The following is a 26337-nucleotide window of genomic DNA, read 5'->3' on the forward strand; positions in this document are numbered from 1 at the left end:
ACCGCCGCGCTCGCCGAAACCAGCGCACCCGTGAGCGTCGGAGCCGGCGTCGTCGAGGAGAGCGGCGACTTCGCCTTCACCGTCGAACAGCACCTCACCCCCGGCGGCCCGCCACTGCACCTGCGCATCGACCTCAGCGGCCGGCACTTCGCCGACACCCTCCGCTCGGTCACCGACTGGTGGGCCGAAGCCGGAGAACCGCACCCCGGCGTCGCCCCCGCCGCCCGGATGCCCGCCTACTCCACGTGGTACAGCCTCCACCAGAGCGTCGACGCACCCTCCGTCGAACGCCAGGCCGCCATCGCCGCCGCCATCGGCTGCGAGAGCGTCATCGTCGACGACGGCTGGCAGACCACCGACCGCACCCGCGGTTACGGCCACTGCGGCGACTGGCAACCCAACCCCGCCGCCTTCCCCGACCTCGCCGCCCACGTCACCGAGGTCCACCGCCTGGGCCTGTCCTACCTGCTCTGGTACGCCCTGCCCTTCATCGGCCGGCTGGGCGACGCCTGGCACCGCTTCCAGGACAAGATCCTCCACCACGAACCCCACCTCGACGCCGCCGTCCTCGACCCCCGCCACCCCGACGTCCGCGACCACCTCACCCAACGCGTCGCCCAGAGCGTCGAACGCTGGGGCATGGACGGCGTCAAGATCGACTTCATCGACCGCTTCGCCGCCCGCCCCGCCCCCGCACCCCCCACCGGCGCCGACTGCACCGACGCCCACGAAGGCGTCCGCCGCCTGCTCGCCGACATCGACACCCGGCTACGCCGCACCCGCCCCGACGCCATCGTCGAACACCGCCAGCCCCACACCAGCCCCGCCCTCTGGCCCTACGCCACCATGCTCCGCGCCACCGACTGCCCCCTCAGCCCCGCCGAGAACCGCCAGCGCACCATCGACTGCCGCCTCACCGCCGGACCCCTCGCCGTCCACTCCGACATGATCATGTGGCACCACGGCGAAACCCCCGAGAACATCGCCGTCCACCTCATCAACGCCCTCTTCGCCGTCCCCCAGATCTCCGCCGACCTCACCCGCCAGACCCCCGACCAGCTCGCCACCCTCACCTTCTGGCTCGGCATCGCCCGCCGCCACCGCGCCGCCCTCCAACTCGGCACCCTCCACCCCGCCCGCCCCGAACTCGGCTACCCCCTCGTACGCACCCACCACGACGACACCACCGTCATCGCACGCTACGCACCGATACCCGTCCCCCTGCCCGACACCGGCCGCCCCACCCTGCTCGTCGCCAACGCCGACCGCGACACCGCCGTCCAACTCACCGCCGTCCGCGCCGACCGCGCACACGCCACCATCCAGGGCTGCCGCGGTGAGATCCCGTCCCGGACCACCCTCGACCTCGCCCCCGGCCCCAACCCCGTGACCGTACCGACCGGCGGACTGCTCACCCTCACCCGCGAGCCCTGACGGCCGGGGGCGGCCACCGCCCCCGGCCCCGCCACCCACCGCCAGCAGAGGAACGATGACCGCACGACAGGTGACCATCGAAGACGTGGCACGCGCCGCCGGAGTCTCCCGGCAGACCGTCTCCAACGCACTCAACGCGCCCCACCGGCTGCGCGCCACCACCCTCGCCCGCGTCACCACAGCCATCGACGAACTCGGCTACCAGCCCGACCAGTCCGCCCGCAGCCTGCGCACCGGCACCCGCAGGGTCATCGGCTACCCCGCGCCCGCCGACGACCCCGCCAACCCCAACCCGCTGATGGGCGGCTTCCTGGAGGCACTGGTCACCGCCGCCGACGCCGTCGGCCACCGCATCCTGCTCTTCCGCTCCGACCCCCGCCAGGGCTCCGCAGCCGTCGCCAAAGCCCTGGGCGGCCTGATCGCCGCCCGCCAGGTCGACGGCTTCATCCTCTCCGACGTCGTCCACGACGACCCCCGGGTCGACAGCCTCGCCGACGCCGGCTTCCCCTTCACGGCGTTCGGCCGCACCGCGCCCGGGCGCCCGCAGACCTGGGTCGACATCGACTCCACCACCGCCATGACCGGCCTGGTACGCACGCTGCTCGACCAGGGCCACCGCCGGATCTGCTACCTCAACTCCGCCGCCCCGCTGCCCTGGCTCGCCGACCGTCGGGCCGGCTTCCTCAACGCCGCCACCGCCGCCCCCGACGGCTGCTTCGAGGTCAGCGTCCCCGCCGACGACCCCGCCGCGCTCTCCCGGGCCGTCGAGCGTCTGCTCACCGGCCCCGACCGCCCCACCGCGCTGGTCTGCGCCAACGACTGGCTGGCCCTGACCGCCTACGAGGCCGTCCGCACCACCGGCCTCGCCGTCGGCACCGACATCGCCGTCACCGGCTTCAACGACATCCCCCTCTGCACTCTCCTCCAGCCCGGCCTCATCTCCGTCCGGCTGCCCCTGGCCACCATCGCGGACGCCCTCGTCGACCGCCTGCTCCGTGCCGCGGAGGACCCGGCCGAGGCGCCGGGCAGCGGCCTGCTGCTGCCGGCGGAGCCGATCTGGCGGGCGAGCACGGGAAGTTGGCACGAGCAGACTCAAGCGCAAAGTCGATCGTAACCACACGATCGGGGGAACTGGTGATCGACCGGGGCACACCAGCGGCAGGGCGGCCCGACGCTTCGGACATGACCTTCCTGAACCTCGGAACCACCGAGCACGCCGTGGCGCTCATAACGGACCTCTACCACCCGGGCTGCCTCGCCCTGGAGCGCAAGGTGCGCGCGGCTGGTGGTGCCACTGGCTGGGTCCGCCCGGCGGACATGAGGTTCGCTCCTCCGAGGCGGCGGTGGACCGCGGAGGAGGACCGGATCCCGCTCTCGGCTTCCACCGTGGAGGCCGCCGCCGAGCAGCTCGGGCGGACCCTGAAGAGCTGCGAATCCGGCGCTGGCGCCTGATCGGCCCCAAACGCGCCCGAGTCAGGTTCAAGTGACCCACCGACGCGCGAGTAGGGCCCCGACAATGTTGGGGCCCTACTCGTTCTCGGGCCACCTCAGCCCTTGATGCAGATCACCTGCTTGATCTGGGCGACGATCTCTACCAGATCCCGCTGCTGAGCCATGACCTTCTCGATCGACTTGTACGCACCCGGGATCTCGTCCACGACACCGCTGTCCTTGCGGCACTCCACACCCCGGGTCTGCTCCTCCAGGTCCCTGGTGGTGAACCGCTTCTTGGCGGCGGTCCGGCTCATCTTCCGCCCGGCGCCGTGCGAGGCCGAGTTGAACGCGTCCTCGTTCCCCAGGCCCCGGACGATGAACGAACTGGTTCCCATCGAGCCCGGGATGATGCCGTACTCCCCGGTGCCGGCCCTGATCGCGCCCTTGCGGGTCACCAGCAGGTCCACGCCGTCGTAGCGCTCCTCGGCGACGTAGTTGTGGTGGCAGCTGATCGTCTCCTCGAAGACGACCTTGGCCCTGGCGAACTCACGCCGCACAACGCTCTGGAAGAGCGCCATCATGATCGACCTGTTGTTCGCGGCGTACTCCTGCGCCCAGAACAGGTCCTGGCGGTAGGCCGCCATCTGCGGGGTGTCCGAGATGAAGACCGCCAGGTCACGGTCGACCAGGCCCTGGTTGTGCGACAGCGAGCGAGCGACGCCCATGTGGTACTCGGCCAGCTCCTTGCCGATGCCCCTCGAGCCCGAGTGCAGCATCAGCCATACCGAACCCTGTGTATCAACACACAATTCGATCATGTGATTACCTCCGCCGAGCGTCCCCATCTGCTGCATGGCCCGCTCGCGGCGCCACTTCACCTCATGGGCGACGCCGTCGAAGCGCTGCCAGAAGTCGTCCCAGCCGGCCGTCTGGAAGCCGTGCAGCTTGCGCGGGTCGACGGGGTCGGAGTGCATGCCCCGGCCGACCGGGATGATCTGCTCGATCTTGGAGCGCAGCCGGGAGAGATCGTCCGGCAGGTCCTTGGCGGTGAGGGAGGTCTTCACCGCGCTCATTCCGCAGCCGATGTCGACACCGACCGCGGCCGGGCAGACGGCGCCCTTCATGGCGATCACGGACCCGACCGTCGCACCCTTGCCCAGGTGGACGTCGGGCATCACGGCGAGGCCGTGCAGCCAGGGCAGCGAGCTGATGTTGCGCAGCTGCTGCATGGCCTGGCCCTCGACGGTGGCCGGGTCGGTCCACATCCGGATCGGGACCCGGACGCCGGGTACCTCGGTGTACGACATGGTTGAACGACCTCCAAAGGTCGGTTGATTCAAGCCTAGGTGGGGTGCCGCACGAGGGGCCCGGTGCGGCTCGGGAACGTCGGGTGGGCGCGCGCTCAGGCGGCCTGGGCAGTTCGGGAGGACGGCCGTGGGGAGCGCTGCTCGGTTCGCTCGACCCGCATGGTGACCGCCTCCTCTCCGTGTGTGTATCCGGTGCCGGGGGATATCTAGCCACGGGGTGCGCCGGCCCCGCAATGGATTAACGCTCGCGGGGAGGACGGGCCCCGAGGGTGGCCCGGGGTGGACGCGAAGGGGCCCGGTGGAGCGGTTGCTCCACCGGGCCCCGTGATCGCCGGCGGTCAGGCCGTGACGACGGTGACCTCGCCGATGCCGAGCTTCTTCACCGGTTCGGCGATCTCGGCGGCGTCGCCGACGAGGACGGTGACCAGGCGCTCGGGCGGGAAGGCCGCGACCACGGCGCGGGTGGCCTCGGCGGTCGGCAGTTCGGCGAGCTTGCGGTAGACCTCGGACTGGAAGTCGTCGGGCAGGTGCTGTTCGACCTGGTCGGCGAGGGTCGCGGCGACGGAGCCGGCGGTCTCGTACTTGAGCGGGGCGACGCCGACGAGGAACTGGACGGCTTCGTCGCGCTCGCCGTCGGTGAGGCCCTCGGCCGCGAGCTTGCGCAGGATGGCCCAGGTGTCGGCCAGGGCGGGGGCCGTGGAGGCGGTGTCGACGGAGCCGCTGATGGCGAGCATCGCGCGGCCGGAGCCGTCGGCGCCGGAGCGCAGCGGCTGGGCGAAGGCGCGGACGCCGTAGGTGTAGCCCTTCTCCTCGCGCAGGACCTTGTCGAGGCGGGAGGTGAGGGTGCCGCCGAGGCAGTAGGTGCCGAGGATCTGGGCGGCCCAGTCGGGGTGGTGGCGGTCGGGGCCGATGCGACCGATGAGGAGCTGGGTCTGGACGGAGCCGGGGCGGTCGACGATGACGACGCGGCCGGTGTCGTCGGCGGCGACGGGCGCGTGGGCGCCGGCGTCGGCGGGGGTGCCGGTCCAGGTGCCGAGGGTGTTCTCCAGCAGGGCGGGGAGGTGGGTGTCGGCGAGGTCGCCGACGATGACGACGGTGGTGGTGGCGGGCCGGACGTGGGCGTCGTAGAACGCCTTGACGGCCGGGCGGTCGATGGTCTTGACGGTGTCGGCGGTCCCGCCGCGGGGGCGGGAGAGCCGGTCGTCGGCGTCGAAGAGTTCGGCGTAGAGGGCCTTGGCGGCGCGGCGGGCGGGGTTGGCCTGCTCGTGGACGATCTCGTCGAGGCGGTTGGCGACCAGGCGCTCGATCTCGTCGGCGGGCAGCGCGGGGGCGCGCAGGGCGTCGGCGAGGAGGGTGAGGCCGCGTTCCAGGCGGGAGGCGGGGACCTCCAGGGAGACGCGGATGCAGGGGTGGTCGGCGTGGGCATCGAGGGTGGCGCCGGCCCGCTCGAGTTCGGCGGCGAACTCTTCGGCGGTGAGGGTGTCGGTGCCTTCGTTGAGGGCCCGGGCGAGGATGCCGGCGATGCCGTCGAGGCCTTCGGGTTCGGCGGCGAGCGGGGCGTCGAGGAGGACGTCGACGGCGACGAGCTGCTGGCCTGGGCGGTCCTTGTGCAGGACGGTGATGCCGTTGGCGAGGCTGGTGCGCTCGGGCCGGGGGAAGGCCCAGGGGGTGGGGGTGCCGGGCTGGGGCTGGGGGTGGAAGGTCATGGCGGGGGTCTGGTCGTTGCTCATGCGGCCGTCTCCTCCTGGGTCTCGTCGGCGGTGGTGGGCTCGTACACCAGGACGGCGCGGTTGTCGGGGCGCAGTCGGGCGGCGGCGACGGCCTGGACCTCTTCGGCGGTGATGTCGAGGACCTTGCTGAGGGCGGTGTTCAGCAGGTTGGGGTCGCCGAAGAGGACGGCGAAGCGGCAGAGTTCGTCGGCGCGGCCGGCGACGGTGGTGAGGCGGTCGAGCCATTCGCGCTCGATCTGGGCCTGGGCGCGTTCGAGTTCCTCGGCGGTGGGGCCATCGGCTGCGAAGCGGGCGAGTTCCTCGTCGACTGCGGTGTCGATCTGGTCGATGGTGGCTTCGCCGGAGGTCTTGACGTCGAGCCAGCCGAGGGAGGGTGCGCCAGCGAGGCGCAGCAGGCCGAATCCGGCGGCGACGGCGGTGCGGTCGCGGCGGACGAGGCGGTTGTAGAGGCGGCTGGATTCGCCGGAGCCGAGGATGGTGAGGGCGAGGTCGGCGGCGTCGGCTTCGCGGGTGCCGTCGTGGGGGAGGCGGTAGGCGGCCATGAGGGCGCGGCTGGGCACGTCTTCGCGGACGAGTTCGCGAAGTTCGGTGCCGATGGTGTCGGGGAGGGCGCCGTCGCGGGGGGGCTGCTTGCCGTTGTGGGCGGGGATGGTGGCGAAGTACTTCTCGACCCAGGCGATGGTCTGCTGGGGGTCGATGTCGCCGACGATGGCGAGGACGGCGTTGTTGGGTGCGTAGTAAGTGCGGAAGAAGGTGCGGGCGTCTTCGAGGGTGGCGGCGTCGAGGTCGGCCATGGAGCCGATGGGGGTGTGGTGGTAGGGGTGGCCGTCGGGGTAGGAGAGCGCGGTGAGCTTCTCGAAGGCGGTGCCGTAGGGGACGTTGTCGTAGCGCTGGCGGCGTTCGTTCTTGACGACGTCGCGCTGGTTCTCCATGGAGGCGTCGTCGAGGGCGGTGAGGAGGGAGCCCATGCGGTCGGCTTCGAGCCAGAGCGCGAGTTCGAGTTGGTGGGTGGGCATGGTCTCGAAGTAGTTGGTGCGCTCGAAGCTGGTGGTGCCGTTGAGGGAGCCGCCGGCGCCTTGGACGAGTTCGAAGTGTCCGTTGTTGGAGACGTTGGCGGAGCCCTGGAACATCAGGTGTTCGAAGAGGTGTGCCAGTCCGGTGCGGCCCTTGACCTCGTGGCGGGAGCCGACGTCGTACCAGAGGCAGACGGCGGCGACGGGGGTGAGGTGGTCCTCGGAGAGCACTACGCGCAGGCCGTTGGCCAGGCGGTGCTCGGTGATGGCGATGCCTCCGGTGGAGGCGGGGGCCGCGTTGGCCATGCGCTCGGGTCCTTCCCGTCGTCGAGGGTCGGGGGTTGGGTTCGTGTGGCGTCCCCCATTGTGGTGCAACGCGTGGGGGGCGTGGTTGTGTCCGCGCCAGGGAGGCGTTCGCCAGGGGCTGAAGAGGGGCGTTGGCGGGGAGTGTCGGCCGCAGGGTCCACAATGGGGGTCGCTGTGCCCTGGAGCGACCAGCTGACAGACGCAGGAACAGACGTAGAAGCCGACAGACGCAAGGGAGCCCCGCCGCGATGGCCCGCCGCAGTTCGCCTACCCCGCCGCCCGGAGATTTCGAGGAGCGGATCCTTGATGTCGATGTTGTGGACGAGATGCAGGGCTCCTTCCTGGAGTACGCCTACTCGGTGATCTACTCGCGTGCGCTGCCGGACGCGCGGGACGGTCTGAAGCCGGTGCATCGCCGGATCCTGTACCAGGCCAATGAGATGGGTCTGCGTCCGGAGCGTGCGCATGTGAAGTGTGCGCGCGTGGTGGGCGAGGTGATGGGCCGGCTGCATCCGCACGGTGACGCGTCGATCTACGACTCGGTCGTGCGGATGGCGCAGCCGTTCTCGATGCGGATTCCGTTGATCGACGGGCACGGGAACTTCGGTTCGCTGGGCAACGATGATCCGCCGGCGGCGATGCGGTACACGGAGTCGCGGTTGACGGCGGCGTCGATGGCGTTGGTGGAGTCGATCCACGAGGACACCGTCGACTTCGGGCCGAACTACGACGGCAGTGAGCAGGAGCCGTTGGTGCTTCCTGCGGCGTTCCCGAATCTGCTGGTGAACGGCACGTCGGGGATCGCGGTGGGGATGGCGACGAACATGCCGCCGCACAACCTGTCCGAGGTGGTGGCGGCGGCCCGGCATCTGATCAAGCACCCGAGTGCGGATCTGGACACGCTGATGCGGTTCGTGCCGGGCCCGGATCTGCCGACGGGCGGGCGGATCGTCGGCCTGTCGGGGATCCGGGACGCGTACGAGAGCGGCCGGGGGACGTTCAGGATCCGGGCGACGGCGACGGTGGAGGCGGTGACGGCCCGGCGCAAGGGCATCGTGGTCACGGAGCTGCCGTACAGCGTGGGTCCGGAGAAGGTGATCGCGAAGATCAAGGACCTGGTCAACGCGAAGAAGTTGCAGGGCATCGCGGATGTCAAGGATCTGACGGACCGCGAGCACGGGCTGCGCCTGGTGATCGAGGTGAAGAACGGGTTCGTGCCGGAGGCGCTGCTGGAGCAGCTGTACAAGTTGACGCCGATGGAGGAGACCTTCGGTATCAACAACGTGGCGTTGGTGGACGGGCAGCCGTTGACGCTGGGGTTGAAGGAGCTGCTGGAGGTCTATGTCGACCACCGGTTCGAGGTGGTGCGTCGACGTAGTGAGTTCCGACGGCGCAAGCGTCAGGAGCGGTTGCACCTGGTCGAGGGTCTGCTGGTGGCGCTGGTCGACATCGACGAGGTCATCGCGCTGATCCGCTCCAGTGACAACGCGGCGCAGGCGAAGGAGCGGTTGATGGAGCGCTTCTCGCTGTCGGAGACGCAGACCGCGTACATTCTGGACACTCCGCTGCGCCGGTTGACGCGGTTCGACCGGGTGGAGCTGGAGGAGGAGCAGGCGAAGCTCAACTCGGAGATCGCCGAGCTGTCGGAGATCCTGGACTCGGACGCCAAGCTGCGCGGCGTGGTGTCGGGTGAGCTGGGTGCGGTGGCGAAGCAGTTCGGTACGGAGCGGCGGACGGTGCTGCTGGAGGCGGGGGCGGTGCCGGCGGCGGCGTTGGCGGTCCCGTTGGAGGTGGCGGACGATCCGTGCCGGGTGTTGCTGTCCTCGACGGGGTTGTTGGCGCGGACGGCGGACGGCGAGCCGTTCGAGCTGTCGCCGTCCCGGGCGAAGCACGACCTGATCGTGTCCGCGGTGCCGGCGACGGCGCGGGCTGATGTGGGTGTGGTGACGTCTGCGGGCCGGGTGCTGCGGATGCCGGTGATCGATCTGCCGGGGTTGCCGCCGACTCCTTCGCCGTCGTTGGCGGGGGGTGCTCCGGTGAGTGAGTTCCTGCGGTTGGACGAGGGTGAGCGGGCGATCGCGCTGACGACGCTGGACGAGTCCTCGCCGGGGTTGGCGCTGGGCACGTCGCAGGGTGTGGTGAAGCGGGTGGTGCCGGAGTGGCCGGCGAACAAGGACGAGTTCGAGGTGATCGCCCTCCGGGAGGGTGATGTGGTGGTCGGTGCGGTGGAGTTGCGTACCGGCGAGGAGGATCTGGTCTTCATCACGTCGGATGCGCAGTTGCTGCGGTATCCGGCCGGTCAGGTGCGTCCGCAGGGCCGTCCGGCGGGCGGTATGGCGGGGATCAAGCTGGCGGAGGGCGCGTGGGTGCTGTCGTTCACGGCGGTGGATCCGGCGGTGGACGCGGTGGTGGTCTCGGTGGCGGGTGCGTCGGGGACGTTGACGGGTGAGGCGCAGAGCAGTTGGAAGGTGACTCCGTTCGAGCAGTACCCGCGTAAGGGGCGCGCTACGGGCGGGGTGCGGTGCCAGCGGTTCCTGCGGGGTGAGGATGTGCTGTCGTTCGCGTGGGCCGGTGCGGCTCCGGCGCGGGCGGCGACGGCGAAGGGTGCTCCGGTGGAGCTGCCGGAGCGGGATCCGCGCCGGGATGGTTCGGGTACCGCGGTGACGACGGTGATCGCTGCGGTGGCCGGGCCGGCGTAGCGGTCGGTTGTCGGCAGGAAGGGGGTGCCGGCCGGCACCCCCTTCCTTCCCTGCCGCGGGTACCGCCGGGGCGGGCCGCGGGCTGTGCGACCTGTGCGGGGCGGTCCGGTTTCGGTGCGGAACCCGGCCGGCCGCCCGACGGTAGGGTTGCCGCGTGAGCACCTGTGCAGCGCTGTCCGGTGAACTGTCCGAGCCGCTGGCCGCGACTGCGGCGACGGCGACGACGTGGCTGCTGGTCGAGCAGAGCGGGCCGTGGGGCGCCAAGGCACTCACCGAGAGCCATCTCGATCCGGAGCTGGGCCGGGCGCTGGACGCGGCCTGCCGGGGCACGGGTGTGCGGGTGGCGCTGATCCGGCGCCCGGGCCGGCATGCGGACTGCTTGCCGAGCGCCCGTCGCGCGGTGATCGTCGCGCATACGGTGCCGGGCCGGTCCTGGGTGCGGCGTACGACGGTCGCCGATCCCGCGCAGTTGCTGGCGCTGGACTTCGGGGCGCTGGGGGCGGGCGATCACACGGGTTTCGGTGCCGGGCACGTCGGCGGGCCGCTGGCGCTGGTGTGCACCAACGGGCGCCGGGACCGGTGCTGCGCGCTGCTGGGCCGGCCGCTGGCCGCCGAGCTGGCGGTGGCCGGCCACAGTGAGGTGTGGGAGGTCACCCATCTGGGCGGGCATCGCTTCTCCCCCACCATGCTGGTGCTGCCGTACGGCTATGCGTACGGACGGTTGACGGCGGAGAGCGCGAAGGAGGTGCTGGCCGCGACGGCGGCGGGGCACATGGTGCCGCAGTTCTCGCGCGGGTGCTCGGGCTGGGACCGTCCGGGCCAGGCCGCCGAGCAGGCCGTCCGGTTGGCGACGGGCGAGACCAGGGTCGACGCCCTGACGCTGGCCCAGCGGCCGGCCGGCGAGCGCCGCTGGCTGGTCGGTGTGCGGCACGCGGACGGCCGGGCGTGGGAGGCCGAGGTCACCGAGGGGGTCAGCGAGCCGCCGCGCCCGGAGAGTTGCGGCAAGGCGGCTGGTACACCGTCGCGGATGGATGTGACGGCGCTCCGGCAGCTGTGACGGCCCGGCACCCGCTGTCCAGGGGGGTGCCGGGCCGTCGGAGCGCGGTCGGCGTACGGGCCGCCGGGCGGCTCAGCCGGTCGCCGCCTTGCGGGCGAACTCCGTGGTGTACGTCCTGGCCAAGTCGATCGAGGCCTCCTTGCCCTTGACGTCCGGGTGGAAGGCGGCGAGGACGGCGAGGACGGTGGCGGGGCCGTCGGCGGGCATCACGCCGTCGGTGGTGAACATCGGCAGCGTCGCCTTGATCGCGGCCGCGTACTGGTCGGCGCCGCCCTGGCCGTAGTCGGCGGGCATCTTGGCGGCGATCTCCTCGGGCGAGTGGGTGGACATCCACTTCAGCGTCCGGACGAAGGCGTTGGCCAGCTTCTGCGTGGTGTCCCGGTTCTTCTCGACCCAGTCGGTGTTCATGTAGAGCGAGGAGGAGGGGTAGAGCCCGCCGAGGGCGGCCCGGGAGCCCTCGGGGGTGCGCATGTCGTACAGCACCTTGCCGAGGCCCTTGTCGAGGATGTTCGCCACCGTGGGGTCGGTGGTCATACCGGCGTCGATGCTGCCCTGCTGGAGGGCGGCGATGAAGGTCTGCCCGGCGCCGACCGCGATGGGGCTGAACTGGCTGACGGGGGTGCCGTTCTTGACGGCGAGGTACTTGGTGAGGAAGTCGGTGGAGGAGCCGATGCTGGTGACGCCGAGTTTGCGGCCCTTGAAGTCGGCGCCGGACCTGATCGCCTCGCCCTGCGCGGCGGCGACGATCTCGACCTCGCCGGGTGCCTGGGAGAACTGGACCACGGATTCGACGTTCTTGCCCTTGGCCTGGAGGTCGATGGTGTGGTCGTAGAAGCCGACGGCGCCCTGGACGTCGCCGGCGAGCAGGGCGGTGGTGGCGTTGACGCCGGCGGGCTCGCTCAGCAGCTCGACGTTGACGCCGGCCTCGGCGAAGTAGCCGAGGCGCTGGGTGAGCATGGCGGGCAGGTAGATGACCTTGTCCAGGCCGCCGACCATGATCTTGACCTTGGGGCCGTCGACGGCCGGGCCTGCGGGGGCCGCGCCGTGCTGGGCGGTGGCGGCGTCGTTGGCGCAGGCGGTGAGCGGGGCGAGCAGGGCGGCGGCGAGTGCCAGTGCGGCGGTTCTGCGCATGAGGTGGGTGGCCTCTCTCGGCGAAGGGCGGGGATCGGGGCTCAACGGGCGGCGTCGGGCGGTGGGGGCAAGGGATGGGGCGGTGGGGGCAAGGGATGGGGCGGTGGGGGCAAGGGATGGGGCGGGGAGGCCGGCGCGCAGGGGCGGTCGGCGTCGGTGGTCAGCGTCCGTCGCCGGAGTCGGCCGGCTTCCAGCGGAACAGCTTCTTCTCGGCGACGGTGAGCACGCCCTCGGTGAGCAGCGCGACGACCGCGAGGATGGTCATGGCGGCGTAGACGCCGGCCGCGTTGAAGGTGCCCTGGGCGGCGGCGACGAGCAGGCCCAGCCCCTTGGTGGCGCCGATGTACTCGCCCACGATCGCGCCGATCAGGGCGAAGCCGAAGCTGACGTGCAGGCTGGTGAAGATCCAGGTGGTGGCGGCGGGGATGACGACCTGGAAGGTGACGCGGCGGTTGTCGGCGCCCAGGATGCGGGCGTTGGCGACGAGGTTGCGGTCGACCTCCCTGGCACCCTGGAAGGCGTTGAAGAAGACCGGGAAGAAGACCAGCACCACGGCGGAGGCGACCTTGGAGGCGGGCCCGAGGCCGAACCAGATCAGGAAGATCGGTGCCAGGACGATTCTCGGGATCGCGTTGAGCACCTTGATGTAGGGCCCGAACACGTCGGCCAGGAAGCGGATCCGGCCGAGCGCGATGCCCAGCAGGACGCCGCCGATGACGCCGATGATCCAGCCGGTGAGGGCTTCGTAGAGGGTGTAGCCGATCTGTTCGCCGAGCGAGCCCTGGGCGGTTCCGTGGGTGATCCACTGCCAGATCTGCCGCCAGATCCTGGACGGCTGGGAGAAGTTGAACGGGTCGATCAGTTCGGTGCGGGCGCAGATCTCCCAGAGTCCGAGGAAGGCGGCCAGGACCAGGACGCGGGCGCCGTGGACGGTGAGCCTGCGGCGGCGGGCGGCCCGTTCGCGGGCCTCGGTCCTGGTGGCGGGGGCGGGTGGGGCGGCGGGGAGCGCGCTCTCAAGCGGCACGGCCGGCTCCTCTCTCACGGGTGATGCGGACCTCTTCGCCGAGCGACGCCCAGATCTCGCGGTAGAGCTCGACGAAGCGGGGTTCCAGGCGGACGGCCTCGACGGTGCGCGGGCGCGGCAGGTCGACGGTGAAGATCTCCTTGACGGTGGCCGGGCCCGCGGTCATCACCACGACGCGGTCGGCGAGGGCGATGGCCTCGTCCAGGTCGTGGGTGACGAACACGACGGAGGCGGCGGCGCCGTCGCCGTCGGGGCCCGTGCTGGAGGAGCCGGCCCACAGTTCCAGCAGCTGGTCCGACATCAGTGCGCGGGTCTGTACGTCCAGGGCCGAGAACGGCTCGTCCATCAGCAGGATCCGTGGCTCGTTGACGAAGGTCTGGGCGAGCGCGACGCGCTTGCGCATACCGCCGGAGAGCTGGTGGGGGTAGCGGTCCTCGAAGGCCGCGAGGCCGACCCGGGCGAGCCAGTCGCGGGCCCGCTCGCGGGCTTCGGCGGTCGGTACGCCTCGGAAGCGGGGGCCGGCCATCACGTTGGACAGCACGGTGCGCCAGGGGAAGACGGCGTCCTGCTGGAAGACGAAGCCGACCTGCCCGTTGATTCCGGCGACCGGCTCGCCGTGCACCCTCACCTCGCCCTCGGTGGGCTCCTCCAGGCCGCTGACCAGGGTCAGCGTCGTCGACTTGCCGCAGCCGGTGGGGCCGACGACGGCGACGAACTCGCCCGGCGCGACGGTGAGGTCGAGATCCCGTACGGCGGTGTGCAGGGCTCCGGACGGGGTCCGGAACCGCTTGGTCGCATTGGTCAACTCGATCGCCGGGACCACCCCGGGCTGTTTCGGGCCGCTCATCGAGCACCTCCAGGTTGTGCTGTGGTCCGGAGGTTAGGAGCGGCCGGCCCCTCGGCGGGAGCCTTGTCGGCGTACTGCGGCTTGAGCGCGTTGAGGCCTGTTCTGCTCGTTTTGCTTGCGTTACAACAGCAGGGGGCCGCTGACAGGAACACCGGGGAAACGTAGGGTGTGCCTCCCCGACCTGCCCGATCCCGACCTCCCGGAGGGGCAGCCCTCCCCCGGAGGCGGCCGTCCCCCGCCTCCACCCCACACCTCCACCCCCACCTCACACCCCGCCCGGCGGCCCGAGAGGAGCCCGGATGAAGCGCCCGCACTGGCCCCGCCGGGTCTTCGCCCAGCTGCTGCTCAGCCAGAGCGTGGTCACCGTCGGCGTCACCGCGCTGACCGCCGGCCTGTTCCTCGCGCCGGTCAGCTCGGAGCTGGACCACGACGCCATGCAACGGGCGCTGTCGATCGCGCAGGCCACCGCCGCGGACGAGTCGCTCGCCCGGGCGGCGGCGGTCAAGGACTCCACCGCCGCGCAGCTGGGCGCCGAGCAGATCCGGCTGGCCACCGGAGCCAGCTTCGTGGTGATCACCGACCTGGACGGGATCCGGCTCTCGCACACCGACCCGGCGAAGATCGGCCACCGGGTCAGCACCGATCCCGAGCCGGCCCTCGGCGGGCGCAGCGTGACCGCCATGCAGGAGGGCACGCTGGGGCGGACCGCGCGCGGCAAGGTGCCGCTGCGCCTGGCCGACGGGCGGATCGTGGGCGAGGTCTCGGTGGGGATCAGCGATGACTCGATCCGAAGACGGCTGCTCGGCATGGTGGCCGGCATCCTGCTCTGCGCGGGTGCGGGCCTGGTGGCCGGTACGGCGGCGACGCTGGTGCTGGCCCGCCGGTTGAAGCGGCGCACGCACAACATCGCGCTGGCGGACATCTCGGCGCTGCTGGTGGAGCGTGAGGCGATGCTGCACGGCATCCGCGAGGGCGTGGTGGCGCTGGATGCGGGCGGGCGGATCCGGCTCGCCAACGACGAGGCGATGCGCCTGCTGGCGCTGCCCGAGGACTGCACCGGGCAGCCGATCGACGCGGTGCTGGCGCCGGGCCGCCTGGCGGACGCGCTGGCCGGCCGGATCGAGGGGGCCGACCTGCCGGCCGTCCGCGAGGACGAGGTACTGGTGGTGAACCGGATGGCCACGGCGGACGGCAGCGCGGTGGTGACCTTGCGCGACCGCACCGAGCTGGAGTCGCTGGTGCGTGAGCTGGACACCACGCGCAGCCTGACGGAGGCGCTGCGGGCGCAGGACCACGAGCACGCCAACCGGATGCACACCTTGCTGGGGCTGCTGGAGCTGGGGCGGCACGAGCAGGCGGTGGAGTTCATCTCGCAGCAGTCGGGTTCGCACGCGGCCGTCGCCGCGAAGATCGCCGAGCGGGTGCAGGACCCGCACGTGGCGGCGCTGCTGGCCGGCAAGGCCGCGGTGGCGGCCGAGCGCGGCGTGCTGCTGGTGATCACCCCGGCCGGGCACCTGCCGGACGCGGCGCTGGACTCCCGGGCGCTGGTGACGGTGATCGGCAATCTGGTGGACAACGCGGTGGACGCGCTGGCCGCTGCGGGTGGCGGCCGGGTCGAGGTGACGCTGCTGGCGGCCGGTTCGACGCTGCTGGTCGAGGTCTCGGACAGCGGGCCGGGCGTCCCTGCGGAGCTGCGCGAGCGGATCTTCGAGGAGGGCTGGAGCAGCAAGGACGCGCCCGCGCACCGTCCGCGCGGTCTGGGCCTGGCGATGGTGCGCCGGCTGGTCGAGCGGGCCGGCGGCCGGATCGCCGTCGACTGCGGCCCGCTGGGCGGCGCCCGGTTCACCGTCGAGCTGCCGGAGGCGCTGCACCCCGAGGCGACACCCCTGGTGGAGGCACGATGATCGACGTACTGGTGGTGGACGACGACTTCCGGGTCGCCGAGGTGCATGCGGCGTACGTGGCGAAGGTCCCCGGATTCCGGGTGGTCGCCAGCGCGCACAGCGCGGGGGCGGCGCTCGCCGCGCTGGAGCGCCGGCCGGTGGACCTGGTGCTGCTGGACCAGCACCTGCCCGACGAGAGCGGTCTGGCGCTGGTACGGCGGCTGCGCGAACGGCAGGTCGCGTGCGACGTGATGATGGTGACCGCGGCGCGGGACGTGTCCACGGTGCACGCCGCGATGCAGCACGGCGCGCTGCAGTACCTGGTGAAGCCGTTCACCTTCGCCGGGCTGCGCGAGAAGCTGGTCGCGTACGCGGATCTGCGGCATGCGCTGGCCGCCGGGCCGACGGCCAGGGAGGCGTGCCAGGACGAGGTGGACCGGATGTTCGCGACGCTGCGCAGTGCCGCCCCGGCCGGGGCCGGCCTGCCCAAGGGGCACTCCGCGCCGACCACCGACCTGGTGCTCGGGGTGCTGCGCCGGGCGGGCCGGCCGCTCTCCGCGCAGGAGGTCGCGGACGCCACCGGGCTGAGCCGCTCCACCGCGCAGCGCTACCTCAAGCAGTTGGAGCGTGACAGCCGGCTGCGGCTGAGCCTGCGGTACGGGGACACCGGCCGACCGGAGCACCGCTACCTGCTGCCGGCCGCCGGGCCGCGCTGACGCCGCGCCTTCCGTGTGCGGGGCCGGGCGGACGGGCTGGTGCGTCCGGCGCGGGGCCTGGTCGTAGGGGCCCGGCCGCTGGGGCCCGGCCGTAGCAGCCCGGCGGCGCGGGCCATCCGAACGGGTCCGTCCACGGGCGCTGGCGTCGCGGGCTCCCGGGCAGCCGCTTACGTTGGCGGGAGCTGACACCTTCCTCCCGTTCCTCCCGCCGAGCGGGTTCCGGGCCGCTGTCCACGCGCGGCCAAGAGAGGCACTTCGACATGGCGCCAACACCGCAGCTTCGTCCTCTGCACACGGCGCGCCGCCGGGTCCGCGTGGCCGCGCTCACCGTGGTGGGTCTGCTGGCGGCGGCCGGCTGCGCGGGCTCTCCGGCGCCGACGGCCGCCCCCGCCGTCGTCACACCGGTGGACGACGGCACCGCCACCGGTTCCACCGGTTCCTCGGCCTCGGCCTCCCCCGGTGCCCCGACAGCGCCCTCGGGCGGCGGGCCGGCGCTGGCGCTGACCCCCGCCGTGACGGCGCGTCTCGATGCCGCGATCACCAGGGTGCTGGCGCAGGCCGCCGTCCCCGGCGTGATCGTCGGCGTGTCGGTGCCGGGCAGCGAGCGGTACGTCAAGGCGTTCGGTGTCGCGAACCAGAGCGACGGCACGCCCATGAGCACCGCGCTGAACATGCGGATCGGCAGCGAGACCAAGACCTTCACCGTCACCGCCGTCCTGCGGCTGGTGGACGCCGGCAGGATGCAGCTGGACGATCCGATCTCGGCGTACGTCCAGGGCGTGCCCGGCGGTGACGGCATCACCCTGCGTCAGCTCGCCGAGATGCGCAGCGGCCTGTACTCGTACTCCAACGACCCGGACTTCCAGAACGCGCTGATCAGCAATCCGGACCGGCAGTTCTCGCCGCAGGAGCTGCTGGCGTACGCCTTCCGGCACCCGTCCGGCTTCCAGCCCGGTACGCAGTTCCAGTACTCCAACACCAACACGGTGCTGCTCGGGCTCGCCGTGGAGAAGGCCGGTGGCCGGCCGCTCGGCGACTTCCTTCAGCAGGAGGTGTTCTCGCCCGCGGGTCTGACCCACACCGTCTTCCCCGTCGATGCCGCGTTCCCCGCCCCGCACGCGCAGGGGTACACCAACCAGACGGCCAACGGCGAGACGGTCGACGCGACGGACTGGAACCCGTCCTGGGCATGGGCGGCCGGCGCGATGATCTCCCAGCTCGACGACATGCAGACGTGGGCCGACGTACTGGCCACCGGCACCCTGCTCAGCCCCGCCACCCAGGCGCAGCGGCTGCGGGCACTGCCCACCGGGCTGCCGGGCACGAGCTACGGGCTGGGACTGTTCATCAACCACGGGTGGATCGGGCACAACGGCTCGCTGCCGGGTTACCAGAGCCTGGTGCTGTACCTGCCGTCGTCGCAGGCCACGCTGGTGGTGCTGGCCAACACGGATGTCCCGTTCCAGGGGTCGGAGCCGTCGACGCTGTTCGGCCGGGCGATCACGGAGATCGTCAGCCCGGGCAACGTCTACTCGCTGCCGCCGGCACCGCCCACCGGCTCGCCGGGCAGCTCGGCGAACTCGTCCGCCGCCGCGGCCGCCGCGCAGGCCTCCTTCCGACAGGCTTCGGCGGCCGGACGGCCGACGGGCCGTACCGGGACTCCGGGCCCGCGCCGCGGGTCGGGGGTCGCGGGTCACGGGGCGCGGGGTGTCAGGCGGCGCCCGTGCCGGTGAGGGAGCGGACCTCCAGCTCGGCGTAGCAGTCGGGGTCCGCGGCCGTCCGGGAGGTGAGGGTGCCGACCCAGCCGGCCAGGAAGCCCAGCGGGATGGAGACCAAGCCGGGGTTCTCCAGCGGGAACCAGTGGAAGTCCACCCCGGGGAAGAGCGCCGCGCGGCTGCCGGAGACCACCGGTGAGAAGGCCACCAGCAGCAGGGCGGGCACCAGCCCGCCGTACACCGACCAGAGGGCGCCGCGGGTGGTGAACCGCCGCCAGAACAGGCTGTAGAGCAGCACCGGAAGGTTGGCGGAGGCGGCGACGGCGAAGGCCAGGCCGACCAGGAAGGCGACGTTCAACTGCTGGGCGAACAGGCTGAGCACGATGGCGAGCGCCCCGATCACGGCGGCCGCGGTCCGGGCCGCAACCACCTCCTGACGCTCGGTCACCGCGCGTCGGCCGGGGCGGCGCCAGGCCCGGGCGTACAGGTCGTGGGCGAAGGCGGCGGAGGAGGCGAGGGTCAGCCCGGCGACCACGGCGAGGATGGTGGCGAAGGCGATGGCCGAGATCAGCGCGAACAGCACCAGGCCGCCGGTGCTGCCCGCGCCGCCGCCCAGGTCCATGGCGAGCAGCGGGACGGCGGTGTTGCCGGCCGGGTTCGCGGCCCGCACGGCGGCCGAGCCGACCAGGGCGGTGGCGCCCAGGCCCACCACGATGGCCATCAGGTAGAAGCAGCCGACCAGGCCGATCGCCCACATCGTGGAGCGCCGGGCGGCGCGGGCGGTGGGCACGGTGTAGAAGCGGGAGAGGATGTGCGGCAGGCCCGCCGTCCCGAGGACGAGGGCCAGGCCCAGGCTGAAGAAGTCGAGTCGGCTGCCGAGGCCCGTGCCGTACCTGAGGCCGGGCTCCAGGTAGCGCCGGCCGGCGCCGCTGTGCCGGGCGGCGGAGCGCATCAGCTCGGCGAGGTCGCCGTGGAAGCGGAGCAGGACCAGGACGGTGAGCAGCACCGAGCCGGCGATCAGCAGGAAGGCCTTGACGATCTGGATCCAGGTGGTGGCCTTCATGCCGCCGACGGTGACGTAGACGATCATCAGTGCGCCGACGCCGACGATCGTCCAGGTCTTCGCCTGCCCGCTGTCGGTGCCCAGCAGCAGGGCGACCAGGCTCCCCGCGCCGACCATCTGGGCGATCAGGTAGAGCAGGGTGACGACGACGCTGGCGCTGCCGGCCGCCGCGCGGACCCGGCGGTGGTTCATCCGCAGGGCGAGCACGTCCGCCAGGGTGTAGCGGCCGGCGTTGCGGACCAGTTCGGCGACCAGCATCAGCACCACCAGCCAGGCGACCAGGAAGCCGATGAGATAGAGCACGCCGTCGTAGCCGTAGAGCGCGATCAGGCCGGTGACGCCGAGGAAGGAGGCGGCGGAGAGATAGTCGCCGGAGAGGGCGAAGCCGTTCTGAAGGGGGCTGAAGTCGCGGCCGCCCGCGTAGAAGTCCTCGGCGGCCTGGCCGCGGCGGCCGGCCCACAGGGTGATCGCCAGGGTGATCAGCACGACGACGGCGAACAGGGTGACGGCCAGGCCGTGGTGCTGGCCGTCAGCGGGGCCCGGGAGCGGGGTGGCGGCCCTCACCGGAGCTGGTCCTGGGTGTCCCAGCGCAGCTCCAGCGCGGCGTGGTCGCGCCTGGTGCGGGCGTTCCTGGCGTACAGCCAGGTGAGCAGGAAGGTCGAGGCGAACTGGAGCAGGGCGAGCAGCCAGGCGACGTTGACCGGGCCGGCCACCCGGTGGCGCATCAGGGCGGGGGCGGCGGCCTGGGCACCGACGTACAGCAGGTACCAGCCCAGGAACACGCCGGCGGCCGGGAAGACGAAGGCCCGGTAGCCGCGGCGGATGTCCTGGAAGGCGGCACTGCGCTGGACCGCCCGGTAGACCTGGGCGGAGTCGGTGACGGATCCGCCCGCCGGGCGGGGTGCGGCGGGCGCGCCCGGCCCGGCCGGTACCGCGGTCGTGGCCGGGGTGGCCGGTACCGAGGTGGCGCCCGGTACCACGGTCGTGGCCGGTCCGGCCGGTGCGGCGTCTTCCGCTGGACGGGCCGCCGGCACCGGGCCGCCCGGCCGCCCGGGCCTTCCGGCCCACCAGTCGAACCGTTCCCCCTGGTCGGCACTGCTCGGGTGCTGTGGTCGCACTGCTGCTCCTGGGCCGGACACGTTTCGGACCGGACCAGAATGGTCGTCTGCGCACACCCGCGAGCCGGATCGCAGATACGTTCACTCAATGAGGTGACGATGCGTCGCGAAGCCCCGCCGGCAGCGGTACTACGAGATCGGCGCGATGCCGTGCCGGTAGGCGTAGGCGACGGCCTGTGCGCGGTCCCGGACGGCCGTCTTGGCGAACAGGTTGTTGATGTGGGTCTTCACCGTCGCCGGGCTGACGTACAGGCGCTGCGCGATCTCGGTGTTGGACAGGCCCTCGGCGATCAGCGCCAGCACCTCCGCCTCCCGGGCGGTCAGGCCGTGCGGCAGCCGGGTGTTCGCGGGCCTGGGCGGCGGGGCGGACAGGTGCTCCAGCAGCCTGGCCTGGATCTGCGGCGAGAGTCCGGCGGCGCCGGAGCGCACGTCGGTGATGGCCCGGGCGATCTCCTCGCCGCCGGCGTCCTTGGTGAGGTAACCGCGGGCGCCCGCCTGCAGGGCCGGGAAGAGCGAGTCGTCGTCTGCGTAGGTGGTGAGCACGACCACCTCGGTGCCCGGGTGGGCGGTGCGGATCCGGCGGGTGGCCTCGACCCCGTCGCAGCGCGGCATCCGCAGGTCCATCAGGACGACGTCGGGGCTGTGCAGTTCGACCAGCCGCACGGCCTCCTCGCCGTCGGCGGCGGCGCCCACCACCTCGATGCCCGGGAGCAGCCCCAGCAGCATCACGATGCCCTCGCGCACCACGGTCTGGTCGTCGGCGACCAGCACCCTGGTCGGCGCCGCCCCGGCGGCGGGCGGCTGCGCCCCGCCGTCCTGCCCGGTCATGCCGGCACCCGCAGCAGCACGCGCCATCCTCCGTCCTCGGGGCCCGCCAGCAGGCTGCCGCCGAGCAGTTCCGCGCGTTCGCGCATCCCCAGCAGACCGTACCCGCTGCCGCTGTCCGCCAGCGGACCGGGCGCCTCGCCGCGCGGGGCCCGGGTGTTGCACACCTCCAGCTCCACCGCGTCCGCCAGGTAACGCAGTTCGAGGGTGCACCCGCCGCCGGCCGCGTGCTTGCGTACGTTGGTCAGCGCCTCCAGCGCGGTGCGGCGCACCGCCAGCCCGGCCTCGGCGGCGAGCGGCCTGGGCGCACCCTCCACCGTGAGCACGGCGTGCTCACGGCTCGTCAGCTCGACCAGGTACTCGCCGACCGGGGTGAACTCCCCGCGCAGCGCCGAGAGCGCCTGCCGGGTCTCGACCAGCCCGTCCTGCGCCATCCGGCGGGCGGCCACCACCCGCTCGCGAACCTGGGCCCGGTCGGTGCCCGCGTCCAGCATCAGCCGGGCCGCCTCCAGATGGACGAGCTGCGCGGAGAGGCTGTGCGCGAGCACGTCGTGGATCTCCCGGGCGATCCTGGCCCGTTCGGCCAGCGCCGCGCTCTCCGCCTCGGCGGACCTGGCGGCGCGCTCCTGCCGGAGCAGCCGGACGGCGGCCCCCCGGGACTCGGCGTCCAGCCGCAGCAGGTAGCCGAGCAGGGTCAGCCCCCCGACGGTGGCCGAGACGGCCAGCCAACTCTCCCAGCTGGCGAGGGTGTAGGAGCCGAACGCCGCCGCCCAGACCGGCACCGCGGCGGCGAAGGGCAGCCGGACCAGCGCGGTGAGGCCGAGGCCGCCCCAGGTGAAGTCCGCCAGCATGTAGGCCTGCCCCCACTCGGCGGTCCAGGCGGTGCCCAGCAGGCCGGCGGCCAGGGCGAGGGCCGGCCACAGCTGCTGCTCCCGGCCGGCCCGCAGGTAGCCGGCGGCCAGCGCCACCGTGGCCGCCAGCCCGAGCGCGGCCGCCGTCGCGCCCCAGCCCGTGTAGGCCCCGCGCGAGTAGGTGCCCCAGGCCAGCAGCGCGAGCAGCGCGGCCCGGGAGAGCCAGGAGAGCACCAGCCTCGCCCCGCTCAGCCGCTCCCTGGCAAGCCCCTCTCGGGAGGGCCATCGGGTCCAGGTCTCCAATGCCACGGGTGGTCCTTCCTCGTGCCCGGCCGGTCTCGGACGGGTCTGCTCGGCGACGCCTCGGGGTGGCGCCTCGGGGTGGCGCCTCGGGCGGCCCCTCGGGTAGCGGTCGGCTCGGCGCCGGTCAGTGCAGGACCGGGGCGGGGCGGGCCGTGCCCAGCTCGCGCGCCCTCCAGTTCACCACGGCGCCCCTGACCAGCAGCAGGATCGCGAGGCCGAGCAGCAGCCCGGCGCCACCCTGGTCGATGTGCAGCGCGCGGCCGACGCCGTACACGCCCAGCCGGACGGCGATCAGGCCGGCCCAGGCGGCCGCGGTGGCCTTCGTCCCCCGCGCCCAGAGAGTGCCCTCGTCGTCGCACCAGAGCCGGACCGTCCAGCCCCAGACGCATCCCATCGCGAGCGTGGCGAGCAGGGCGACGGCCAGCAGGGCGACGGCCGGGCCGACGCGGCCGGGGTCGACCAGCTGTGGGTCGCGCAGGGCGCAGCCGCCCAGGATCAACGGGACCAGCCAGAAGCGCCGCTCGGTGTCGAGCCGCTGCGGGCGAAGCTGACGGCGTACGACCAGGGCGAGGACCGCGATGGGAAGAAGGAGGTTGACGAGCCCGCTCATCGGAGGATCTCCGTACCTGACGTGGGGTTTGCTGACCTCCACGACGCTACGGATCGCCGGGCAACGGGTGATCGGAGCGGGGGTTGAAGCAGGTGGGGGGGGGGGGGGGGCCCCGGGGGGGGGGGGCCCCCCCCCCCCCCCCCCCGCGGCCCCCCCCCCCCGGGGGGCCCCCGGGGGGGGGGGGGGGGGGGGGGGGGGGGGGGGGGGGGGTGGGGGGGGGGGGGGGTGGGGGGGGGGGGGGGGGGGGGGCCCCCCGGGCGGGGCCCCCCCCCCCCCCCCCCCACCTCGCCAGGGCTCCCGGACGCCGAGGGGCCCTCAGTCGTCGATGGGCGTCAGGCGTCGATGCGGGAGCGGTCCAGGGTGGCCGCGGAGTCGACGATGAACTCCTTGCGCGGGGCGACGTCGTTGCCCATCAGCAGGTCGAAGATCTTCTCGGCCTGCTCCAGGTCGCCGAGGTTGATCCGGCGCAGGGTGCGGTGGCGCGGGTCCATCGTGGTCTCGGCCAGCTGGTCGGCATCCATCTCACCGAGGCCCTTGTAGCGCTGGACCGGCTCCTTCCAGCGCTGCCCCTTTCGCTGGAACTCCAGCAGGGTGCTGCGCAGCTCCGCGTCGGAGTAGGTGTAGTGGTACTTCTCCTGGCCGCGCTTGGGGTTGGTGAGCTCGATCCGGTGCAGCGGCGGGACGGCCGCGAAGACCCGGCCCTGCTCGACCATCGGACGCATGTACCGCTGAAAGAGCGTCAGCAGCAGGCAGCGGATGTGCGATCCGTCGACATCGGCGTCGGCCATGAAGATGACCCGGCCGTAGCGGGCCTGGTCGATGTCGAAGGTGCGCCCGGAGCCGGCTCCTATGACCTGGATGATGGCCGCGCACTCGGCGTTCTTGAGCATGTCCGAGACCGAGGCCTTCTGGACGTTGAGGATCTTGCCGCGGATCGGCAGCAGGGCCTGGAACTCGGAGTTGCGGGCGAGCTTGGCGGTGCCGAGCGCGGAGTCTCCCTCGACGATGAAGAGCTCGCTGCGCTCGACGTCGTCGCTGCGGCAGTCCGCGAGCTTGGCCGGCAGCGAGGACGTCTCCAGCGCGGTCTTGCGACGCTGGGCCTCCTTGTGCTGGCGGGCGGCGACCCGGGTCCGGGCGGCCGCGACGACCTTCTCCAGCACGGACCTGGCCTGGAGCTTCTCGTCCTTCTTGGCCGAGGTCAGGAACGCCTTGAGCTCCTTGGCGACGACGGCGGCGACGATCCGGTTGGCCGCCGAGGTGCCGAGCACCTCCTTGGTCTGCCCCTCGAACTGCGGCTCGGCCAGCCGGACGGTGACGACGGCGGTGAGGCCCTCGGTCGCGTCGTCCTTGGTGATGTCGTCCTCGGCGACCCGCAGCAGCTTGCTGGAGCGCAGCACCTCGTTCACGGTCTTGGCGAGGGAGCGCTCGAAGCCGGTGACGTGGGTGCCGCCCTTGGGCGTGGCGATGATGTTGACGAAGGAGCGCAGGGTGGTGTCGTAGCCGGCGCCCCAGCGCAGCGCGATGTCGACACCGAGTTCGCGGGTGACCTCGGTGGGTGTCATGTGGCCGAGCTCGTCCAGGACGGGGACGGTCTCCTTGAAGGTGCCCTCGCCGCGCAGGCGCAGCACGTCGCAGACCGGCTTGTCCGGGGCGAGGAACTCGCAGAACTCGCCGATGCCGCCGTCGAAGCGGAAGGTCGACTCCTCGACCTTCTCGCTCTCCGTCAGCCGCTCGTCACGCACCACGATGGTGAGGCCGGGGACGAGGAAGGCCGTCTGGCGGGCGCGGTTGTGCAGGTGCTCCAGGGAGAGCTTGGCCTCGCGCAGGAAGATCTGCCGGTCGGCCCAGTAGCGGATGCGGGTGCCGGTGCGGGCCTTGGGGACCTTGCGGGCCTTGGTCAGGCCGTTGGCCGGCTCGAACGGCGCGTCCGGGCTGAGCTCGGTGAAGATGCCCGGGGTGCCGCGTCGGAAGCTGATCGCGTGGGTGTGGCCGTTTCGGTCGACCTCGACGTCGAGGCGGGCGGAGAGGGCGTTGACCACGGAGGCGCCGACGCCGTGCAGGCCGCCGGAGGCCGCGTAGGAGCCGCCGCCGAACTTGCCGCCGGCGTGCAGCTTGGTCATCACGACCTCGACGCCGGACAGGCCGGTCTTGGGCTCGACGTCCACCGGGATGCCCCGGCCGTTGTCTCGGACCTCGACCGAGCCGTCCTCGTGCAGGAGGACGTCGATCCGGTCGCAGTGGCCGCCCAGGGCCTCGTCGACCGAGTTGTCGATGATCTCCCACAGGCAGTGCATCAGGCCCCGGCTGTCGGTCGAGCCGATGTACATACCCGGGCGCTTGCGGACCGCCTCCAGCCCCTCCAGGACGAGCAGGTGCCGAGCGGTGTAGTTGGACCCGTCGTCGCCGGCCAGCAGGGCGGACGGCACGGTCGTTTCGGCGCTCACGCTGTGCTCTCCTCAGTGAAGTTCTGTCTCGTCGGTCACATCCGGCCCGGCCAGTGCGTCACCCAGTGCATCACACCGGGCCGACAGTCGTGCCACTGCGTGTGCGCTCCCCTCCGTCCGGTACGCACACGTCCCGCTCCGGGGCCGTTGGCACGGCGGGCCGGCCCCGCGCAGCGTGTACGCGCTGCGCGAACAAGCTCTCCGCCGGGCACGGAGCCGCAGGAGCGCCATCTCCTCCCGGAATCAGCGGTCCTGGCGGACCGTAGGGTGGAGTGCAGGGCCTGGAACTGCCGTGATGCAGGCTACCGGTGCTTGGGACGGGGCTTATGCTCCAACCCAGCAGAGGATTATGCTACGCGGACCTCGAACCTCGCCCCGATCGGACGTTCGAGCGACAGGCGGATCCTGGGATTCGGTACGCATGAACCACCGACGCCCGGGGCACGTCCTCATCAACACAACATGCAGAATCCTCAAAGAAGAAAAGCCACGAGCGGGAACGTTTTCGGCCTGGTTGGATGTTGACCCTGGTACGACAGCTCGTCGAGCTAGAGAAGAGGCGACGTGACTACTGTTCTGACACCTGCGAGCCCGCTGACCGCGGCTGACCGCTGCGACCGGTGCGGCGCCCAGGCCTACCTGCGCGTCGTACTCGCGAGCGGCGGAGAGCTGCTCTTCTGCGCCCACCACGGCCGGAAGTTCGAGCCCGAGCTCAAGAAGATCGCCGTGGAGATACAGGACGAGAGCGGCCGTCTCACCACCGCCACCACCGCCACGGCCACCGACGACGAGCGCTGATCACAAGCGTTCCGCGCACGAGCTGTATC

At 72.4% G+C, this 26337-nt stretch carries 21 protein-coding genes; 9 read left to right on the plus strand and 12 right to left on the minus strand.

All coding sequences use genetic code 11. From position 1 onward, the window contains the following. Nucleotides 1-30: 30 nt before the first annotated feature. From ACIBH3_RS22825 to ACIBH3_RS22835, 3 genes are all read left to right on the plus strand, one after another. Complete coding sequence (locus ACIBH3_RS22825; protein WP_396313882.1) at nt 31-1434, plus strand: glycoside hydrolase family 36 protein; 1404 nt, start codon at nt 31-33, stop codon at nt 1432-1434. Nucleotides 1435-1489: 55 nt separating this feature from the next. Then, nucleotides 1490-2548 carry a LacI family DNA-binding transcriptional regulator gene (locus ACIBH3_RS22830; protein ID WP_396313883.1) on the plus strand — a complete coding sequence of 353 codons (1059 nt, stop codon included), beginning with the start codon at nt 1490-1492 and terminating at the stop codon, nt 2546-2548. Between the two features lie 68 nt (nt 2549-2616). After that, nucleotides 2617-2886, plus strand: a complete 270-nt coding sequence (locus ACIBH3_RS22835; protein WP_396313884.1) for a hypothetical protein — start codon at nt 2617-2619, stop codon at nt 2884-2886. A gap of 95 nt (nt 2887-2981) precedes the next feature. Here the strand turns inward: ACIBH3_RS22835 and ACIBH3_RS22840 are convergent, their stop codons facing one another. The 3 genes from ACIBH3_RS22840 to ACIBH3_RS22850 all read right to left on the minus strand — a co-directional run bounded on the left by ACIBH3_RS22840 (nt 2982) and on the right by ACIBH3_RS22850 (nt 7224). Beyond that, a complete protein-coding gene (locus ACIBH3_RS22840; RefSeq protein WP_396313885.1) occupies nt 2982-4175 on the minus strand; it encodes an RtcB family protein in 1194 nt (397 codons plus the stop codon). 338 nt (nt 4176-4513) lie between these two features. Further along, on the minus strand, nt 4514-5881 hold the full coding sequence (locus tag ACIBH3_RS22845) for a M16 family metallopeptidase (protein ID WP_396313974.1): 1368 nt from the start codon (nt 5879-5881) through the stop codon (nt 4514-4516). A gap of 20 nt (nt 5882-5901) precedes the next feature. Then, entirely contained in the window at nt 5902-7224 is a 1323-nt protein-coding gene (locus tag ACIBH3_RS22850; RefSeq protein ID WP_396313886.1) for a M16 family metallopeptidase, read from the minus strand. 248 nt (nt 7225-7472) lie between these two features. On the opposite strand from ACIBH3_RS22850, the gene ACIBH3_RS22855 reads away from it, so the two are divergent. Together ACIBH3_RS22855 and ACIBH3_RS22860 are read left to right on the plus strand one after the other, a co-directional pair. After that, nucleotides 7473-9923: a DNA topoisomerase (ATP-hydrolyzing) subunit A gene (locus ACIBH3_RS22855; RefSeq protein WP_396313887.1), complete on the plus strand. Its 2451-nt coding sequence runs from the start codon at nt 7473-7475 to the stop codon at nt 9921-9923. Nucleotides 9924-10077: 154 nt separating this feature from the next. Next, on the plus strand, nt 10078-10980 hold the full coding sequence (locus ACIBH3_RS22860) for a sucrase ferredoxin (protein ID WP_396313888.1): 903 nt from the start codon (nt 10078-10080) through the stop codon (nt 10978-10980). Nucleotides 10981-11052: 72 nt separating this feature from the next. Here the strand turns inward: ACIBH3_RS22860 and ACIBH3_RS22865 are convergent, their stop codons facing one another. The 3 genes from ACIBH3_RS22865 to ACIBH3_RS22875 form a co-directional block, all read right to left on the minus strand. After that, nucleotides 11053-12111, minus strand: a complete 1059-nt coding sequence (locus ACIBH3_RS22865; protein ID WP_396313889.1) for an ABC transporter substrate-binding protein — start codon at nt 12109-12111, stop codon at nt 11053-11055. Between the two features lie 160 nt (nt 12112-12271). Further along, nucleotides 12272-13135 (minus strand): ABC transporter permease, encoded by an 864-nt coding sequence (locus ACIBH3_RS22870; protein ID WP_396313890.1) that lies wholly within the window; start codon nt 13133-13135, stop codon nt 12272-12274. Continuing rightward, on the minus strand, nt 13125-13982 hold the full coding sequence (locus ACIBH3_RS22875) for an ABC transporter ATP-binding protein (protein ID WP_396313891.1): 858 nt from the start codon (nt 13980-13982) through the stop codon (nt 13125-13127). Before ACIBH3_RS22875 ends, ACIBH3_RS22870 begins: the two co-directional genes overlap by 11 nt. A 299-nt stretch (nt 13983-14281) precedes the next feature. On the opposite strand from ACIBH3_RS22875, the gene ACIBH3_RS22880 reads away from it, so the two are divergent. From ACIBH3_RS22880 to ACIBH3_RS22890, 3 genes are all read left to right on the plus strand, one after another. Further along, complete coding sequence (locus ACIBH3_RS22880) at nt 14282-15886, plus strand: ATP-binding protein (RefSeq protein WP_396313892.1); 1605 nt, start codon at nt 14282-14284, stop codon at nt 15884-15886. Beyond that, nucleotides 15883-16581, plus strand: coding sequence for a response regulator (locus tag ACIBH3_RS22885; protein WP_396313893.1), 699 nt, complete (start codon nt 15883-15885; stop codon nt 16579-16581). Before ACIBH3_RS22880 ends, ACIBH3_RS22885 begins: the two co-directional genes overlap by 4 nt. A gap of 260 nt (nt 16582-16841) precedes the next feature. Then, nucleotides 16842-18314, plus strand: a complete 1473-nt coding sequence (locus ACIBH3_RS22890; protein ID WP_396313894.1) for a serine hydrolase domain-containing protein — start codon at nt 16842-16844, stop codon at nt 18312-18314. Here ACIBH3_RS22890 and ACIBH3_RS22895 read toward each other — a convergent pair. From ACIBH3_RS22895 to ACIBH3_RS22920, 6 genes are all read right to left on the minus strand, one after another. After that, on the minus strand, nt 18292-19923 hold the full coding sequence (locus ACIBH3_RS22895) for a cation acetate symporter (RefSeq protein WP_396313895.1): 1632 nt from the start codon (nt 19921-19923) through the stop codon (nt 18292-18294). The two genes, ACIBH3_RS22890 and ACIBH3_RS22895, sit on opposite strands and share 23 nt — an antisense overlap. Further along, nucleotides 19920-20477 carry a DUF485 domain-containing protein gene (locus tag ACIBH3_RS22900; protein WP_396313896.1) on the minus strand — a complete coding sequence of 186 codons (558 nt, stop codon included), beginning with the start codon at nt 20475-20477 and terminating at the stop codon, nt 19920-19922. Before ACIBH3_RS22900 ends, ACIBH3_RS22895 begins: the two co-directional genes overlap by 4 nt. A 129-nt stretch (nt 20478-20606) precedes the next feature. Then, on the minus strand, nt 20607-21305 hold the full coding sequence (locus ACIBH3_RS22905; RefSeq protein WP_396313897.1) for a response regulator: 699 nt from the start codon (nt 21303-21305) through the stop codon (nt 20607-20609). Further along, nucleotides 21302-22462, minus strand: coding sequence for a sensor histidine kinase (locus ACIBH3_RS22910; protein WP_396313898.1), 1161 nt, complete (start codon nt 22460-22462; stop codon nt 21302-21304). Before ACIBH3_RS22910 ends, ACIBH3_RS22905 begins: the two co-directional genes overlap by 4 nt. A 118-nt stretch (nt 22463-22580) precedes the next feature. After that, nucleotides 22581-23066, minus strand: a complete 486-nt coding sequence (locus tag ACIBH3_RS22915) for a DUF1453 domain-containing protein (protein WP_396313899.1) — start codon at nt 23064-23066, stop codon at nt 22581-22583. Nucleotides 23067-23398: 332 nt separating this feature from the next. Continuing rightward, nucleotides 23399-25510 (minus strand): type IIA DNA topoisomerase subunit B, encoded by a 2112-nt coding sequence (locus ACIBH3_RS22920; protein ID WP_396313900.1) that lies wholly within the window; start codon nt 25508-25510, stop codon nt 23399-23401. Nucleotides 25511-26074: 564 nt separating this feature from the next. On the opposite strand from ACIBH3_RS22920, the gene ACIBH3_RS22925 reads away from it, so the two are divergent. Then, the gene (locus ACIBH3_RS22925; RefSeq protein ID WP_396313901.1) at nt 26075-26308 is read left to right on the plus strand and encodes a hypothetical protein; all 234 of its coding nucleotides are present in this window, start codon (nt 26075-26077) and stop codon (nt 26306-26308) included. Nucleotides 26309-26337: the final 29 nt, after the last annotated feature.

The organism is Kitasatospora sp. NPDC050543 (assembly GCF_044457565.1).
GTDB lineage: Bacteria > Actinomycetota > Actinomycetes > Streptomycetales > Streptomycetaceae > Kitasatospora.

Excerpts from the sequence above, each read along its gene's own strand:
- ACIBH3_RS22830 (WP_396313883.1), top strand. The coding sequence starts at position 1,490 with ATGACCGCACGACAGGTGACCATCGAAGACGTGGCACGCGCCGCCGGA.
- ACIBH3_RS22835 (WP_396313884.1), top strand. The coding sequence starts at position 2,617 with ATGACCTTCCTGAACCTCGGAACCACCGAGCACGCCGTGGCGCTCATA.
- ACIBH3_RS22840 (WP_396313885.1), bottom strand. The coding sequence starts at position 4,175 with ATGTCGTACACCGAGGTACCCGGCGTCCGGGTCCCGATCCGGATGTGG.
- ACIBH3_RS22845 (WP_396313974.1), bottom strand. The coding sequence starts at position 5,881 with ATGACCTTCCACCCCCAGCCCCAGCCCGGCACCCCCACCCCCTGGGCC.
- ACIBH3_RS22850 (WP_396313886.1), bottom strand. The coding sequence starts at position 7,224 with ATGGCCAACGCGGCCCCCGCCTCCACCGGAGGCATCGCCATCACCGAG.
- ACIBH3_RS22855 (WP_396313887.1), top strand. The coding sequence starts at position 7,473 with ATGGCCCGCCGCAGTTCGCCTACCCCGCCGCCCGGAGATTTCGAGGAG.
- ACIBH3_RS22865 (WP_396313889.1), bottom strand. The coding sequence starts at position 12,111 with ATGCGCAGAACCGCCGCACTGGCACTCGCCGCCGCCCTGCTCGCCCCG.
- ACIBH3_RS22875 (WP_396313891.1), bottom strand. The coding sequence starts at position 13,982 with ATGAGCGGCCCGAAACAGCCCGGGGTGGTCCCGGCGATCGAGTTGACC.
- ACIBH3_RS22880 (WP_396313892.1), top strand. The coding sequence starts at position 14,282 with ATGAAGCGCCCGCACTGGCCCCGCCGGGTCTTCGCCCAGCTGCTGCTC.
- ACIBH3_RS22885 (WP_396313893.1), top strand. The coding sequence starts at position 15,883 with ATGATCGACGTACTGGTGGTGGACGACGACTTCCGGGTCGCCGAGGTG.
- ACIBH3_RS22890 (WP_396313894.1), top strand. The coding sequence starts at position 16,842 with ATGGCGCCAACACCGCAGCTTCGTCCTCTGCACACGGCGCGCCGCCGG.
- ACIBH3_RS22905 (WP_396313897.1), bottom strand. The coding sequence starts at position 21,305 with ATGACCGGGCAGGACGGCGGGGCGCAGCCGCCCGCCGCCGGGGCGGCG.
- ACIBH3_RS22915 (WP_396313899.1), bottom strand. The coding sequence starts at position 23,066 with ATGAGCGGGCTCGTCAACCTCCTTCTTCCCATCGCGGTCCTCGCCCTG.